This is a genomic window from Arthrobacter sp. NicSoilB8 (genome assembly GCF_019977355.1).
In the GTDB taxonomy this organism is placed as follows: Bacteria; Actinomycetota; Actinomycetes; order Actinomycetales; family Micrococcaceae; genus Arthrobacter.
Genome location: NZ_AP024655.1, coordinates 663,333 through 678,742, shown reverse-complemented (window position 1 = coordinate 678,742; position 15,410 = coordinate 663,333). Strand labels below are relative to the sequence as shown.

Below are 15,410 nucleotides of genomic sequence, written 5' to 3'. Positions count from 1 at the left end.
GCGTCGTCAAGATGCGGATGCCGGATGCGCCGCCCGGCATGCTGAGGTCAGGAAGCGGAGGTCAGGAAGCGGAGGTCAGGAAGCCGCAGTCAGGAAGCCGCGACGGCTGGATCGGCTGCCACCACGGGGTGCGCGGGTTCCGTCACCTCAGGCACGGTGAACCGCGGCAGCAGCAACTGCACCAGCGGCCCGATCGCCAGCGCGTACAGGACGGTGCCCAAGCCGACGGAACCGCCCAGCAGCCAGCCTGCCCCGAGGACCACCACTTCGATGCCGGTGCGGCACACCCGGACCGGCCAGCCTGTTCGCCGGGCGAGCCCTGTCATGAGGCCGTCCCGTGCCCCGGGGCCTAGGCGAGCGCCGATGTAGCAGGCGGAGGCCACGCCGTTGAGCAGCACCGCGCCGACGAGCAGGCCGATCTGACCGCCCACATGCGAGAACACTGGAATCAGCGTCAGCCCGATGTCCGCGAAGACCCCCACCAGCACCGCATTGAACAGGGTGCCGACACCGGGCCACTGCCGCAGCGGAATCCAGAGCAGCAGCACCAGGAAGCTGACAATGATCACCACCGTCCCCAGGCTGAGCCCGGTCTTGGCCGTCAAGCCCTGGTGAAGAACGTCCCACGGCGCCGTGCCGAGGCTGGCTCGGATGAACATGGCGAGGGAAACGCCATACATGGCAAGGCCGATCAGGAGCTGGAGGAGTCTGCGGGTCAACATGCAATCCATCCTCCGGGAAAACTGGCCTTGCAATCCATAGCCAGTTTGAAATACTGGCTACATGCCCATCTCCCTCACCCCAGGATCGCTGGCCCGTCTGCTGGGCGAGTGGAACGTCGGCGCCGCCCCCGCCTACCGCGAGCTGGCCGACGTCGTCCGCTTGCTCATCCTCGACGGCCGCATCGCCCTGGACGTCGCCCTGCCGAGCGAGCGTTCCCTGGCCGCGACCCTTGGCATCAGCCGCACCACGGTGACCGCGGCCTACGCCCTGCTGCGCGAGCAGGGCTTCCTCAGCAGCGGCCAGGGCAGCCGGAGCCGAAGCTGCATCCCAAGCCAGGGGCCGGCGCATGCCGGGGGCCGCGATGGTGCCTTGCGGTTGAGCGGCGCTCCCGGGCTGGCCGTGCCGGACGGGATCCTGGACCTGGCCTACGCTTCCCTTCCCGCCAGCGGTGAAGTGGTGCACCGGGCCTTCGCCGCGGCACTGACGGAACTGCCCGCACTGCTGCCGGGCTTCGGCTACGACGCCCTGGGCGTCGGCCCGCTCCGCGAAGCCATCGCGGCACGGTACACCGCGGCCGGGATCCCTACGGCGGCCGGGCAGATCCTGGTCACGTCCGGCGCACAACATGCCCTGAACATTGTGCTCCGCACCCTGGCCGGCCGGTCGGGCACCAAGGTGCTTGTGGAACATCCGAGCTACCCGAATGCCCTCGACGCGATCCGGGCCGCGGGGTGCCGCCCGGTCCCGGTGGCCATGCCAGCCGCAGGCCCAGCGGGCGCGGCCCACAACGGAGCAGACGGCACGGGCGGCTGGGACATCGAGGCCATGGAATCAGCGCTCCTGCAGCAGCGGCCCGCGATGGCTTACGTGGTGCCGGACTTCCATAACCCCACCGGGCGGCTGATGCCTGATCCCCAGCGGCGCCGCCTCGTTAAGGCTGCCGCGGCGTCGGGCACCGTGCTGGTGGTGGACGAGACGCTGCGCGAGCTGAACCTCGAGGGCACCGGCTCGACCCCCATGGCTGCCTTCAGTCCGGCGGTAGTCTCTCTCGGCTCCCTCAGCAAGTCACACTGGGCTGGCCTGCGCACCGGCTGGATCCGCGCCAGCGAGCCGCTGATCCAGCGTTTCGCCGCCGCTCGCACCACCCTCGACCTCGGGGGCCCCGTGGTGGAGCAGCTCGCCGCGGCGCATCTGGTCAATGCCATGACGGAGCCGCTCCCCGCCCGGCTCGCCGCGCTGCGCGAGAACCGGAGCACCCTGTTGGAACTGTTACGCGAGCACCTGCCGGACTGGGAGCCGGAACGGCCCGACGGCGGCCTGTCCGTCTGGTGCCGCCTCCCGGCGCCGATCAGCACCGCCCTTGCGGTGGTGGCTCCCGACGTCGGGATCCGGCTCGCCGCGGGGCCGCGGTTCGGCGTCGGCGGCGCGTTCGAGCAATACCTACGGCTGCCGTTCACCCTGCCGCCGGAGCAACTGGAAACGGCAGTGCTGGCCCTCCGCTCGGCCCAGGACCGGCTCGAGCGGTCGCCCCAGCTGCGACGCAACCTCCCTGCCCCGCCGGCTGCGGCCATTGCCTAACCCCCGCGGCGTGTTGGGCCCCTCGGCCCGTCCTGCGACGCGGGCTCCTTCCTCGCTGCCATTCGCTTACCGGGCCGCGCAACTTCCCTGCCGACGCCCACCCTGTCCCGCGCCGCCGGTTCTATCCTGCGCCGCGGAAATGCCCTGCCGACGCCCGCCCTGTCCCGCGCCGGGCAAATGCCCTGCCGACGCCCGAACTCGGGTGTCGGCAGGGCATCTGCGAGTCGCCAGACAGGATGCGCGTCGCGGGACCTAGGCGTAGACCTTCGCCAGGAATCCGGTCCAGGCCTTCGCCGTCGCCTCGGCGTCCCCTCCGCCGCTGAAGTCGTGCACCGTCATGCCCACCGGTGCCCCGAAGGCGTTGCGGCCGAAGAAGCGGTACATCGCCTCCGCGGTCCGCAGCCCGAGGAAGTTCTCGTTGGAGAAGTCCACTTCGCCGGTGAGCGGCCCGACGCCGTCGAGCTCCAGCTCCACGGTGTCGCCCTTTGCCGAGCCGGCGACGCCCATCGCCTTCTTGAGCCGGTCGAAGCCGTCAGGGGTCTGGGACGCGGCAGGGGCCTGGATGTCAGTGAAGACCACGGGCTTGCCGTCGAAGTACTTCAGGTACTGGCCCAGGGTGTGCAGATAGAACGCCGTATGCTTGCTGGCGCCGTCGTACTGCTCATCCCAGTTGTCCGCGAAGATGCCGCTGTGGACATAGTGCAGCCGGGCCCGGCCGCCGTCGAGCGGTTCCAGGACGTGCTCCAGCTGGTTGAACCAGCCGTCCGGGCCGTCCATCCGGGACACGAGATGGGTGGGATACTCGTCGACGGTCCGAACCGCCGGCCATTGGTCCGTGGGGAACATCCAGGCCGGAGTGTCCTTGGTGACGGCCTCCCACACCCGTTCCGGAGTGCCGGGCAGTTCGGTGTCGTAGACGATTTCGAAGTTCCGCTTGTCAGTCATTGTCCTGCTCCTTAGCTTGTGGGTTTGTCGCTGGTGGGTTTGTCGCCTGCGAGTCCGTCGTTTGCCGGGCCGCGTGTGCCGTCTTGGGTGCCGGCGTCTTGAGTGAAGGGTGGAGAGCGACGACGAGCCGGTGCTTGCGTCCCGCCGGCCGGGAACCCGCCGGGAGGTCTGATCCGCCGTCGTGGTACTTGTCCACGAGCCGGGTCACGGCGACGCCGAGCTCCTCTGCGAAGGCCGACCGGTCCGCCGCCGAACGGAAGGTGATCTCGCCGTCGATGGCAAAGGTGGCCAGTTTCTGCTTGGCCGCGGCCGCGCCGGCGATCAGCTGGCCCATTTCCTGGACCATGCGGGCGGCGAGCGCCAGCAGCCAGAACGCGGAGAAGCGGTCTGAGAACCGGCGCGGGTCCGGAGCCACGGAGGCCAGGGCCGCCGGCGAAATCAGGTACGACGCCGCCGTCGCCCGCAGGATGCGTTCGGTGACGTTGCCGCGCCGCCGCTCCTCGACGAGCTCGACAAGCCCGTGCCGCTCAAGGGCCTTGAGGTGGTAGTTCACCTTTTGCCGCGGCAGGCCCACCCTGGCGGCGAGCTGCGTGGCGGATCCAGGCTCGGCGAGCTCGCGCAGGATCCGTGTCCGGATCGGGTCCAGCGAAGCCTCCGCTGCGGCCGGATCCTCGATCACTTCGATGTCCAACATGCTTCCAGCCTGCCGCCGACAATTTTAATTGTCAAGAATTTTTTTCTGTTCGGCGGTGAATGGGCGGTGTGCCCGTTCCTCCGAAGTAGCGGGAAATGTCCGCGGTCGCCGGACTGTGACGGCGACCCGGGTAGGCCTCCCGCGAGCTGGGCAGGGTGGGCTGGAAAGGGCAGTGCGGGAACGGGCGCACACGTAGAATGGTCCGGTGATGCAATCCCCCCTCCCCGTGCGCGACGGCGTGAACGCAACCCGCCTGCGCCTGCCGGACGAGGGGCCCTGGGACACCGCGCTGGACTACATGATGCACCGCTGGGGGCACATCGACCCGCAGGGTATCGAGGACCGGTTCGACGCCGGCGAGATTGTCGGCGAGGCCGGGGTGGCCCTGGACCGCACCACGCCGCTGCAGGACCACACCTTCATCTGGTACTACCGCACCCTGCCGCCGGAGACCCGGATCCCCGTGGAGCTGACCATCCTGCACCAGGACGACCATCTGCTGGTGGTGGACAAGCCGCACTTTCTGCCCACCACCCCCGGCGGGACCTACATCCAGGAATCGGCGCTGGTCCGGCTCCGGAACCAGCTCGGACTCCCGGATCTGATCCCCATGCACCGCCTCGACCGCATGACGGCCGGAATCCTGCTGCTCTCCACGAACCCCGAGACCCGCGGCAAGTACCAGGTGCTCTTCGAAAAGCGCCAGGTCCAGAAGGAATACGAGTGCGTGTCCGCCGCCGAGCCGGCCCCGGGCCATCCCGCGGTGGACTTCCCCGTCGTGGTGCGGAACCGCATGACCAAGTCGCGCAGCTACCTCCTCGCCGAGGTGATTGACGGCGAACCCAACGCCGAAAGCCGGATCGAGCGGCTGCGGACCTTCGACGGCGGGCCTCGGCGTCGTGCGCTGTACCGGCTGGAGCCGCACTCGGGGAAGACCCACCAGCTTCGGGTGCACATGGCCTCGCTGGGGCTGGGGATCGTCAACGATGCGTTCTACCCCGAACTGCTGGACAAGGCCCCGGACGATTACTCCAGGCCGCTGCAGCTCCTGGCCCGCGGCATCCGCTTCATCGACCCCATCTCGGGGCGCCCGGTGGAATACCGCAGCGGACTGGACCTGAGCGAAGCCCGCTAGCGGCCGGAAGTGCGGTACCTTGTGCCCATGGACTTGGGAAATGCGGACAGCTGGGGGTCCGCACTCTATTTCTGGATCTTCCCCTTCGTGGTCGGCGATGCCATTTTCCCGCCCGTCCCCTCGGAAATGCTCGTCATCACCGGCGGCGCGCTGTCCGCGGAGGGCCACGTCAACGCCTTCATTGTGGTGCTCCTCGCCGCCGTATCCTCCTGGCTAGGGGATCTTCTGGTCTTCCAGCTCTTCAAGCGGCGGCTGAGCCACGTGCTCGACCGCTGGCGCTGGGGCCTGCGGTTCCACGCGGCGGTGCACTCGGCCATCGCGAAAGCGGGCCGGTCCTCTACCTACGGGGCAATCATCGGCGTCCGTTTCATTCCGGGAGGGCGGCTGGCGACGACGGCCGCGGCGGGCATTGCCAACGTTTCGACGCGCGGCTTCAGTCTCTGCGCGGCCATCGGCGGCTTGCTCTGGGCAAGCTGGTCCGTGGCGCTCGGCTATTTCACGGGCTCCGCCACCAGGCTCCCGTTCTGGGCGAGCTCCCTGATTGGCGTCGGCGTCGGGCTGGTGATCGGCGCCGTCGTGGGCGTGATCGTCACCCGGCGGCGCGGCAGCCGCTCGCCCGTAGATTCTGCCGCGGGCGATCCGGACGAGGAACTCGACTTCTAGGCGCCCGGCTTTTAGACCGGGGCCCAGCGGCCGCGGCTGCGGCGCAGCACCGTGAGTGCTCCCGTGAGCGCAACACGTTCGACGGCGTCGCGCATCATGGCTGCCGACTCGAGCGCCTGGCTGTTCTCGGCGGAGTAGGCCGTGGCATCGACCAGGAAGCGCAGGTTCAGCTGCGGGACACCGCCGGCAAGCTCAAGCTGGTGCGATTCGACGTGATGCCGGGTCCCGAGCGCCTCGATGGCCGCGGCCATGACGGCCTCCGGCGGGGTGCCCGGCTTGAGCCCGGTGATCTTCAGTCTGGTCTGGAACGACGGCATAGGCTCAAGCCTAGATGCATTCCACACCGCCCGAGCCACAACCTGGCTGGGCCTCTTTCGATTATTAGACGCAAGGTCTTGGCGGTAGCGATGCCCGCGCCTACCCTTACGGACTATGAGCAACGTGTTGCCTGTGGCGCAGCCGGACCCGCCACGAGCTAGTCGCTGGGACCGCCGGGACAAGCTCCACCTCGCCGGCATCACCGGCTTTGTCCTCCTGCTCAATGTGTCCGGCTGGGGCGTGCTGATCCTGGCAGTTGCTCCCCAAAACTTCACCCTGGGCCGCGCCGGTGTATATGGGGTGGGCCTGGGCATTACGGCCTTTCTGCTCGGGGTACGGCACGCGTTCGACGCCGATCACATCGCCGTCATCGACAACACCACCCGCAAGCTGGTCGGTGAGGGAAAAGCCGCGCTGGGGGTAGGTTTCTGGTTCTCGTTGGGCCACTCGAGTGTTGTTTTCGGGGCGGCACTGCTCCTTGCCCTCGGAGTGCAGGCCCTGGCCGGCACCGTGCAGAACGAGGACTCGCCCCTGACGCAGACCCTGGGCCTGGTCGGCAGCGTTGTGGCTGGGACCTTTCTTATCTTGATAGGGCTGATGAACCTGGTCTCAGTGACTGGCATCGTCCGGGTCTTCCGCGGGATGCGGGCGGGAGAACTGAACGAGCAGGAGCTTGAGCAGCAGCTCAATAACCGGGGCTTACTGGCCAGAATGCTCGGTGGGTCGATCCGGCGGATCGGCAAGCCGTGGCATGTTTATCCGGTCGGGTTACTGATGGGCTTGGGCTTCGACACCGCGTCCCAGATAGCCCTGCTCGTGCTCGCCGCAGGTTCGGCTGCTTTCTCCCTGCCCTGGTATGCCATCCTGGTCCTGCCGGTGCTCTTCGCTGCCGGAATGAGCATCTTCGACACCGCAGACGGCGTATTCATGTCCAGGGCCTACGGGTGGGCATTCCTCAACCCCGTGCGCAAAGTGTTCTACAACCTGACCGTCACAGTTCTCTCGGTTGTCGTGGCGTTGGTCGTAGGTGTCATCGTCCTGTCCGGACTCTTGGTGGACAAGTTGGGAATCGACTCAGGACCGGCGGCCGCAATCGGGTCACTTGATCTGCAAGACGTCGGCTGCATCATCGTGGGACTCTTTGTGATGACGTGGTTGGTTGCTCTCTCTGTCTGGAAATTTGGCCGGATCGAGGAACGCTGGAGTCCCCCGAGCACCAGCTGAGAAACCCGAACGCATCAAGCCGCCGCGGGAGCGCGACAAGACCTGCGGTCGTTGTTGTGGCACTGCCGGAAGTGGTTGTGTTTTGTCCGGGGCGCGCCTATCTTGGCAGGAAGGGGTGCCGCCATGCACGAACTCTCAATCACGCAGAGCCTTATCGAAGCCGTCCTCGACCGAATCGGCGAGCGGAAAGTCACTGCGGTCAATGTGCAGGTGGGACCGTTGTCCGGTGTCCTTCCGGATGCCATGCGCTTCTGCTTTGATGTAGCGTCCGCGGGCACCCCTCTGGCCGGCGCGCAGCTGATGATCGACGAACCGCGGGGCGCCGCCCGTTGCAGAAGTTGCCATGAGGAATTCGAAGTGGCTGACCTGATCCTGCTGTGTCCCTGCGGAAGTGCCGACGTAGAAGTCCTCAGCGGCCGCGAACTCATGCTGATGTCGGTGGAGGTGGCTTAGCCAGTGTGTGCAACATGCGGATGCGGCGACGAGACGAACATCAGGGTCTCCACGCTTCAGGAACCATCGACCGCCGTCTCGGTAGAGCACCCGCATGAGCACGGGCACGACCACGAGCATCCCCACGGGCACGAGCACCCGCATGATCCTGATCATGACCACGGGCACCATGATCATCCTGAAACCATCCCGATTAAGCAGAGCTTGCTCCAGAAAAACGAGCTGCTCGCGGCGAGGAACCGGGGCTGGCTGGAGGGCCGCGGCATCAGGGCGTTGAATGTGATGAGTTCCCCCGGAGCAGGTAAGACGACTCTCCTGGTCCGCACCCTCGCAGACCTGGGCGAACGGCTGCGCGCCGGGGTGGTCGAAGGCGACCAGGAGACCTCACTGGACGCAGACCGCATCCGGGCCGTGGGACGGCCCGTCGTCCAGATCAACACCGGAGCGGGCTGCCATTTGGACGCGGACATGCTCCGGCGCGGGCTGGACGCGCTGGACCCGGAGACCGGGTGCACGGTATTTATCGAAAATGTGGGCAATCTGGTCTGCCCTGCGCTGTTTGACCTCGGTGAAGCAGCCAAAGTAGTAGTCGTTTCCGTGACGGAAGGTGATGATAAGCCGCAGAAATACCCGCACATGTTCAGGGCAGCCGATCTGGTGATCATCAACAAGTCGGACCTGCTCCCCTACGTTGATTTCGACGTCGACCGGTTCCAGCACAGGGCCCGGCAGATCAACCCGCGCACCGAATTCCTGGTCCTTTCCGCCACCACCGGCGATGGCCTCGCCGGCTGGTACGACTGGCTCGACGGAACCAGTTCCCGGTCATCAACTTTGACTGAATCCTTGACGGACACACTGAGCCCGTAAGGGCCTCCGAAAGAGGCAACGATGCCTACTGAAACTTCTCTGAAGGCCGAAGAAACCCTTATTCACGTGCTGTGGATCAACGCAGGGCTCAGCTGCGACGGCGATTCTGTGGCCCTGACCGCGGCCACGCAGCCCAGCGTCGAGGAAATAGCTCTCGGCGCTTTGCCTGGCCTGCCGCGCATTGCCATGCATTGGCCCCTGATCGACTTCGAGTGTGGCCCGCAGGAGGGGGCCGACGACTTCCTCGAGTGGTTCCGTAAGGCCGATCGCGGCGAACTGGAGCCGTTTGTCCTGGTGGTGGAGGGCTCCATCCCGAATGAGAAACTCCACGACCCCGGCGGCTACTGGTGCGGGTTCGGGAACGACCTCGAAACCGGCCAGCCCATCACCACCAGCGAATGGCTGGATCGCCTGGCACCCAAGGCCACCGCCATCATCGCCGCCGGAACGTGCGCCACCTATGGGGGCATCCATGCGATGGCGGGAAATCCCACCGGGGCCATGGGCGTGCCGGATTACCTCGGCTACGACTGGAAATCGAAAGCCGGGATCCCCATCGTTTGTGTCCCGGGCTGCCCCATCCAGCCGGACAACCTCTCCGAAACCATGACCTACCTGCTCTACCAGGCCACGGGTCAGGCGCCGATGATCCCGCTGGACGACGCGCTGCGGCCCACCTGGCTTTTCGGCAAGACCGTCCACGAGGGCTGTGACCGGGCCGGTTACTACGAACAGGGTGACTTCGCCACCGAATACGGATCCCCGAAGTGCATCGTCAAACTTGGATGCTGGGGCCCGGTGGTCAAGTGCAACGTCCCCAAACGCGGCTGGATGAACGGGATCGGCGGCTGCCCGAACGTCGGCGGCATCTGCATCGGCTGCACGATGCCTGGGTTCCCGGACAAGTTCATGCCCTTCATGGATGAGCCGCCCGGCGGCAAGCTTTCAACCAGCACCATCCGCCCGTACGGCTCGGCGATCAGGGCGTTGCGTGGAATCACCACCCACACTCTGGACCAGGAGCCCAGGTGGCGCCGGCCCGGCACTGAGCTCCTCACTGGTGCCCGGCGCACCTGGTAAGCCCAACTTCCAGACAGGTGAAGCACATGACCTCAACGATTCCAATGCCGTCCGGAAGCGGAACAGGCAATAACAACCTGGTGGAGATGGCGTGGGACCCGATCACGAGGATCGTGGGCAGCCTGGGCATCTACACCAAGATCGATTTCGCGAACAACCAGGTGGTGGAGTGCAAGAGCACGTCCTCGATCTTTCGCGGCTACTCCATCTTCATGAAGGGCAAGGACCCCCGGGACGCCCATTTCATCACGAGCCGCATCTGCGGGATCTGCGGCGACAACCATGCCACTTGTTCCTGCTATGCGCAGAACATGGCGTACGGCGTGAAGCCGCCAAACCTGGGCGAGTGGATCGTGAACCTTGGCGAAGCGGCCGAGTACATGTTCGACCACAACATTTTCCAGGAAAACCTGGTGGGCGTGGACTACTGCGAAAAGATGGTGTCCGAGACCAACCCCGGCGTCCTGGCCAAGGCGGAAAACACCCGGGCGCCGCACGAGGCCGAACACGGCTACCGCACCATCGCCGACATCATGCGTTCGCTCAACCCGTTCACCGGCGAGTTCTACCGGGAGGCGCTGCAGGTCAGCCGGGCAACCCGCGAAATGTTCTGCCTCATGGAGGGGCGCCATGTGCACCCGTCTACGCTCTACCCGGGCGGCGTGGGTACGGTGGCGACCATCCAGCTGATGACCGACTACATCACGCGTCTCATGCGTTATGTGGAGTTCATGAAGAAGGTCGTCCCCATGCACGACGACCTTTTCGACTTCTTCTACGAGGCGCTTCCGGGCTACGAACAGGTGGGCCTGCGGCGTACCCTGCTTGGCTGCTGGGGCTCGCTCCAGGATCCCGACTACTGCAACTTCCAGTACAAGGACATGACCGAGTGGGGTCGGAAGATGTTCGTCACGCCCGGAGTAGTGGTGGACGGCAAGCTCGTCACGACCGACCTTGTGCGGATCAACCTGGGCATCCGGATCATGCTCGGTTCCTCTTACTACGAGGACTGGGAAGACCAGGAGATGTTCGTGACCCATGATCCGCTGGGAAATCCCGTGGACCGCCGGCACCCCTGGAACCAGCACACCAATCCGCGGCCGCAGAAGCGGGACCTCGCGGAAAAGTACAGCTGGGTGATGTCCCCCCGCTGGTTTGACGGCCAGGACAACCTTGCACTGGACACCGGCGGCGGCCCGCTGGCGCGGCTCTGGTCAACGGCACTCGCCGGGCTGGTGGACATCGGTTACATCAAGGCCACCGGCCGGAGCGTGCAGATCAACCTGCCCAAGACCGCACTGAAGGGTCCGGTGTCCTTTGAGTGGAACATTCCGCAGTGGAGCAACACGATCGAACGCAACCGGGCCCGCACCTACTTCCAGGCCTATGCCGCGGCCGCCGCCCTGCACTTCGCGGAAAAGGCGCTTGAGGAGATTCGGGCCGGCCGCACCAAGACCTGGGAATCCTTCGAGGTTCCGGACGAAGCCATCAGCTGCGGCTTCACCGAGGCCGTGCGGGGCGTCCTGTCCCACCATATGGTGATCCGCGACGGCAAGATCGCCAACTACCATCCCTATCCACCAACCCCCTGGAATGCGAGCCCCACGGATTCGGCGGGGACTGCGGGCCCGTATGAGGACGCAGTGCAAGGCCAGCCCATCTTCGAGGAGAACAACCGCGAGAACTTCAAGGGCATCGACATCATGCGCACAGTCCGCAGCTTTGACCCGTGTCTGCCCTGCGGCGTCCACATGTACCTGGGCAACGGCCAGACCCTCAAGAAGCTGCACTCCCCTACCCAGACCCTGACCGGCGAGTAGTGGAGATGCCTGGCGAGGACCGGCCGCGGCAGGCCGGCGACCGGATCGAAAGTCTCCTCGATGCCCTCGGAGCCGGCGGGGCAGTGGCCCGCGGGCGTGCGGAGGAACTAGTCCGCCAGGTGACGGACCTGTACGGTTCCGGGTTGGCCCGCATCCTGGAAATCCTGGACGACCGCGGGCAGCTCGACCAGGCAACGCTGGACGCGCTGACGGCGGACGAGCTGGTGTCCAGTCTGCTAGTAATCCACGGGCTGCATCCTCAGGACTTGGAAACCCGGGTGACTGCTGCGCTGGACAGCGTGCGCCCCTACCTCGGCTCGCACGGCGGCAACGTGGAGCTTTTGGACGTCAGCACCGAGGGAGTCGTGCGGTTGAAACTGCTGGGCACCTGCCAGGGCTGCCCGTCGTCGTCCGTCACGCTCAAGTTCGCCGTCGAGGAGGCCATCGAGACGGCGGCGCCGGAGGTGACCGCCATCGAAGTCGTCGAGGCGGAATCGCAGCCGGCCGGCCCGGCCGTGATCCCGGTGGACGCGCTGCTCGTCCGGCTGAACCATCCAAACGACGACGACGGCGGCGGCGACGCTGGCACCGGGGCCGGCCGGCCGGGGCACTGGCAGGAGCACGCCCCCGGTTCGTGGCAGGCCGTGCCGGAGATCGCCGGCCTGGAACAAGGCGAAGTGGCCGGTTTCCTGGTTGGCGGATACCCGGTGCTCGCCTGCCGGACCGGGCAGGACCTGTACGCGTACCGGGACTACTGCCCGCGCTGCACCGGATCCATGGCCGGCGCAACACTCCAGCGCGCCCTCGCGGGGCCGGCGGGCGGCGGCCTGTTGCGCTGCCCAGCGTGCCGTGCGCATTTCGACGTGCGCCAGGCCGGTTCCTGTCTTGAGGACAGGACCCTGCACCTTGATCCGCTGCCCCTCCTGCTGCGGGCCGGCGTGCTGTCCGTAGCCGTGCCGGCAGTGTCCAGCCAGGACGCCTGAAATGACAGCGCCTGAAATGACAGCGCCCGAAGTGACAGCGCCCGAAGTGACAGCGCCCGAAGTGACAGCGCGTGACGTGACAGGCCTGCTCGGATGACGCCGGGGCCAGCCCGTGGAGTGGGCCGCACACCAGGCTCCGGTGGCCTTCCCGTTGCCTTGCTTCGGCGGATCGCCGCTCAGCCGGCCGCCCCGCCCGCCGGCGAACGCTGTGAGATGTGCGGCGAGCCCATCGCCGAGCCGCACCAGCACGTGGTGGACGTCGTGAGCCACGCCATGATGTGCACCTGCAGGCCCTGCTACCTCCTGTTCACGGACAGCACCGCCCATCTTCGCTACCGTTCCGTGCCGGACCGGTACCTCTCGTTTCCCGACTTCGAACTGGGTCCGGGCCAGTGGGACGAACTGGAGATACCGGTGGGCCTCGCCTTCTTCTTCCGCAGCTCCACATTGGGCCGGACGGTCGCCTTCTACCCCGGCCCGGCGGGCGCCACCGAATCCGAGCTTCCACTGGATGCCTGGGGCATCGTGCTGGCGCGCAACCCGTCGCTGGCAGCGGCGGCGCCGGACACCGAGGCCTTGCTGATCCGCGGCCCAGGAAAGGACCGCCCGCAGGCCGACTGCCATTTGGTGCCGGTGGACGCCTGTTATGAGCTCGTGGGCCAGCTTCGCCGCGTCTGGCGGGGGTTCGACGGCGGGCAGGAGGCCCGCGAGCAGCTCACCGCCTTCTTTGAAGCTGTCAGCAGCCGCAGCAAACCGGCACACAAGGAAGACCACGAGCCAGCGGCGGGCGGAACGCAATGACCGGGCTGGCGTTCGCCGTCGTCGATGTCCAGCCGGAGCCGTACAGCGCGGCCCCGCAGCTGACCGCCCGGCTACGCCTGACCGAATCCACGGGCACGGCTATCCACGCCATCGCGTTGCGTTGCCAGGTGCGGATCCTGCCGCAGCGCCGCGGCTATGCGCCGGCGGAGGAACCGGGGCTGCTGGATCTTTTCGGCGAGCGCGGGCGTTGGCCCAACACGCTGAAATCCTTCCTCTGGATGCAGTGCAGCACCATGGTGCAGGGCTTCTCCGACAGCACCGAGGTGGACGTCCCCCTGCCTTGCACCTTTGACTTCGACGTTGCCGCCGCCAAATACCTCCATGCGCTGCGGGACGGCGAGGTACCGCTTGAGTTCCTGTTCTCCGGAACCGTCTTCACCAGGGGCCAGACCGGCTTCGGCGTGGAACAGGTGCCCTGGGATCTCGAGGCACCCTACCGGCTTCCTGTGTCCGTCTGGCAACGGCTGATGGACGTCTACTTCCCCAACGCGGGTTGGATCCGCCTGGACCGCGACGTCCTGGCGGCCCTGGCGCAGTACAAGTCGGCGCGCGGATTGACATCGTGGGAGGCCGCCGTCGAATCCCTGCTGGCCGCTGCAGCCTCCGACGCGGACGGGAAGCGGCTGCCATGAGCATGAGCCTGAGCCTTGCCCGGGCAGTGGCGGATGCCGTCCTCTACGAGGGCTACCTCCTCTACCCCTACCGGGCGTCCTCGCAGAAGAACCAGGCCCGCTGGCAGTTCGGCATCCTGGGTCCGCCCGGTGCCGCCGAGTCCGGCGTCGGAGAAGACCACGAAATGTTCGCCGACTGCCTACTGGCCCCGGGGCCCGACGCCGGCCTGTACGTTCACCTGCGCTTCCTGCAGTTGCAGTCGCGCGCTGCGGAAAGATTGGACGACGCCGGCAGCTTCAGCCCGGTGGATGAGCTCACCGTCGGTTCCGCCCGATGGCTGAGCTGGGATGAGGCGGTGGAGCAGGAAACCGTCCTGGGGCCGTTTACGCTGGCTCACTTGCCGGGCCTGGACCGGGCGCTCGTGCTGCCGGTGGACGTCCCCTTCGGCGAGGACATGGAGGAAGTCAGGGACGACGCCGGCCGGCCGGCCGGACGGCTGGTTCGCCGTCGTCGCGCGCTGCACGGCGAAGTGACGCTCAGCGCCACCGCCGTCGACGGCCGTCTGCTGCGGCTCAGGGTTTCGGTGGCGAACACGGCCGGATCCGTTGCGGAACCGCCGAACCGCCAGGACGCCATCGCCACGTCTTTCATCGGCGCCCACGTGCTCCTGGACCTGAGGGGCGCGGACTTCCTGTCCCTGCTGGACCCGCCGGACGGGGCCAAGGAGGCCGCCGCGTCCTGCGCCCAATACCGCTGCTGGCCGGTGCTGGCCGGGCCCGAGGGCCAGACCGACGTGCTGCTGGTGTCCCCGATCATCCTCTACGACCACCCTGCAGTGGCCCCGGAAAGTTCAGTGGCCCTCTACGACTCCACAGAAATTGACGAGATCCTCACCCTGCGCGTTCTGACGCTGACGGACGAGGAGAAGGCCGAGGCCCGGGCGACGGACCCGCGTGCCGCGGCGATCATCGACCAGTGCGAGGCCATGTCGCCGGAGGAGCTCCAGCAGCTGCACGGCATCCTGCGTAACCCCCACGCCGAGGAAATCCCGGACTCCGGGGGAAGCTTCGCCGGCACTGCTGAGGAACCGCCGGCCTGGTGGACGCCGGAATCAGAAGCCCTCGTCCAGCCGCACCTGGATGCCGTTGTGATCAATGGCGTACCGGTGGCCCGCGGCAGCCGGGTAAGGGTAAACCCGAGCCGCCGCGCTGACGCGCAGGATCTCTTCTTCGCCGGGCAGACCGGACGCGTCACGAGCGTGCATTTCGACGTCGACGGCAGCACCCACGTTGGCCTGGTGCTCGAAAAGGACCCCGCGGCGGACCTACACGAGGGCTATGGCAGGTCCTTCTACTACGCTCCCGAGGAACTGGAACCGCTCGACGATGGAAGGGGAAACCCACTATGAGGATTATCGGGATAGTCACGGTTGGAGTGCTGGTGGCGCTGGGACTCGGCGCCGTCTATGTGGGGATTCGGTCGGTCCCGGA

The 15,410-nt window shown here is 66.8% G+C and carries 16 protein-coding genes; 12 read left to right on the top strand and 4 right to left on the bottom strand.

Annotation, left to right across the window (positions count from 1 at the left end; genetic code table 11):
* Positions 1 to 89: 89 nt before the first annotated feature.
* Positions 90 to 722, bottom strand: coding sequence for a hypothetical protein (locus tag LDO15_RS03170; RefSeq protein ID WP_223983934.1), 633 nt, complete (start codon positions 720 to 722; stop codon positions 90 to 92).
* 61 nt (positions 723 to 783) lie between these two features.
* Between LDO15_RS03170 and LDO15_RS03165 the strand changes: the two genes are divergently transcribed.
* Positions 784 to 2,301: a PLP-dependent aminotransferase family protein gene (locus tag LDO15_RS03165; RefSeq protein WP_223983931.1), complete on the top strand. Its 1,518-nt coding sequence runs from the start codon at positions 784 to 786 to the stop codon at positions 2,299 to 2,301.
* A 252-nt stretch (positions 2,302 to 2,553) separates the two neighbouring features.
* On the opposite strand, the gene LDO15_RS03160 is transcribed toward LDO15_RS03165, so the two are convergent.
* Together LDO15_RS03160 and LDO15_RS03155 are read right to left on the bottom strand one after the other, a co-directional pair.
* Positions 2,554 to 3,246, bottom strand: a complete 693-nt coding sequence (locus LDO15_RS03160) for an SRPBCC domain-containing protein (RefSeq protein ID WP_223983928.1) — start codon at positions 3,244 to 3,246, stop codon at positions 2,554 to 2,556.
* Positions 3,239 to 3,940, bottom strand: coding sequence for a helix-turn-helix domain-containing protein (locus LDO15_RS03155; protein ID WP_223983925.1), 702 nt, complete (start codon positions 3,938 to 3,940; stop codon positions 3,239 to 3,241). Before LDO15_RS03155 ends, LDO15_RS03160 begins: the two co-directional genes overlap by 8 nt.
* Before the next feature lie 208 nt (positions 3,941 to 4,148).
* On the opposite strand from LDO15_RS03155, the gene LDO15_RS03150 reads away from it, so the two are divergent.
* Together LDO15_RS03150 and LDO15_RS03145 are read left to right on the top strand one after the other, a co-directional pair.
* Positions 4,149 to 5,075, top strand: a complete 927-nt coding sequence (locus LDO15_RS03150; RefSeq protein WP_223987028.1) for an RluA family pseudouridine synthase — start codon at positions 4,149 to 4,151, stop codon at positions 5,073 to 5,075.
* 27 nt (positions 5,076 to 5,102) lie between these two features.
* On the top strand, positions 5,103 to 5,738 hold the full coding sequence (locus tag LDO15_RS03145; protein ID WP_223983922.1) for a VTT domain-containing protein: 636 nt from the start codon (positions 5,103 to 5,105) through the stop codon (positions 5,736 to 5,738).
* Positions 5,739 to 5,749: 11 nt separating this feature from the next.
* Here LDO15_RS03145 and LDO15_RS03140 read toward each other — a convergent pair whose 3' ends face one another.
* Positions 5,750 to 6,055, bottom strand: a complete 306-nt coding sequence (locus LDO15_RS03140; protein ID WP_223983919.1) for a hypothetical protein — start codon at positions 6,053 to 6,055, stop codon at positions 5,750 to 5,752.
* 115 nt (positions 6,056 to 6,170) lie between these two features.
* On the opposite strand from LDO15_RS03140, the gene LDO15_RS03135 reads away from it, so the two are divergent.
* From LDO15_RS03135 to LDO15_RS03095, 9 genes are all read left to right on the top strand, one after another.
* Positions 6,171 to 7,280, top strand: a complete 1,110-nt coding sequence (locus tag LDO15_RS03135) for a HoxN/HupN/NixA family nickel/cobalt transporter (RefSeq protein ID WP_223983916.1) — start codon at positions 6,171 to 6,173, stop codon at positions 7,278 to 7,280.
* Between the two features lie 123 nt (positions 7,281 to 7,403).
* The gene (locus tag LDO15_RS03130; RefSeq protein WP_223983913.1) at positions 7,404 to 7,733 is read left to right on the top strand and encodes a hydrogenase maturation nickel metallochaperone HypA; all 330 of its coding nucleotides are present in this window, start codon (positions 7,404 to 7,406) and stop codon (positions 7,731 to 7,733) included.
* A gap of 204 nt (positions 7,734 to 7,937) precedes the next feature.
* Complete coding sequence (gene hypB / locus LDO15_RS03125; RefSeq protein ID WP_263428342.1) at positions 7,938 to 8,603, top strand: hydrogenase nickel incorporation protein HypB; 666 nt, start codon at positions 7,938 to 7,940, stop codon at positions 8,601 to 8,603.
* A 21-nt stretch (positions 8,604 to 8,624) separates the two neighbouring features.
* Entirely contained in the window at positions 8,625 to 9,683 is a 1,059-nt protein-coding gene (locus LDO15_RS03120; protein WP_223983909.1) for a hydrogenase expression protein HypE, read from the top strand.
* A 26-nt stretch (positions 9,684 to 9,709) separates the two neighbouring features.
* Complete coding sequence (locus LDO15_RS03115) at positions 9,710 to 11,503, top strand: nickel-dependent hydrogenase large subunit (protein WP_223983908.1); 1,794 nt, start codon at positions 9,710 to 9,712, stop codon at positions 11,501 to 11,503.
* 5 nt (positions 11,504 to 11,508) lie between these two features.
* Positions 11,509 to 12,486, top strand: a complete 978-nt coding sequence (locus tag LDO15_RS03110) for a NifU family protein (protein ID WP_223983907.1) — start codon at positions 11,509 to 11,511, stop codon at positions 12,484 to 12,486.
* Between the two features lie 213 nt (positions 12,487 to 12,699).
* Complete coding sequence (locus LDO15_RS03105) at positions 12,700 to 13,287, top strand: DUF5947 family protein (protein WP_263428341.1); 588 nt, start codon at positions 12,700 to 12,702, stop codon at positions 13,285 to 13,287.
* Complete coding sequence (locus LDO15_RS03100) at positions 13,284 to 13,940, top strand: DUF6084 family protein (RefSeq protein WP_223983905.1); 657 nt, start codon at positions 13,284 to 13,286, stop codon at positions 13,938 to 13,940. Before LDO15_RS03105 ends, LDO15_RS03100 begins: the two co-directional genes overlap by 4 nt.
* On the top strand, positions 13,937 to 15,328 hold the full coding sequence (locus tag LDO15_RS03095; protein ID WP_223983904.1) for a hypothetical protein: 1,392 nt from the start codon (positions 13,937 to 13,939) through the stop codon (positions 15,326 to 15,328). Before LDO15_RS03100 ends, LDO15_RS03095 begins: the two co-directional genes overlap by 4 nt.
* Positions 15,329 to 15,410 lie beyond the last annotated feature (82 nt).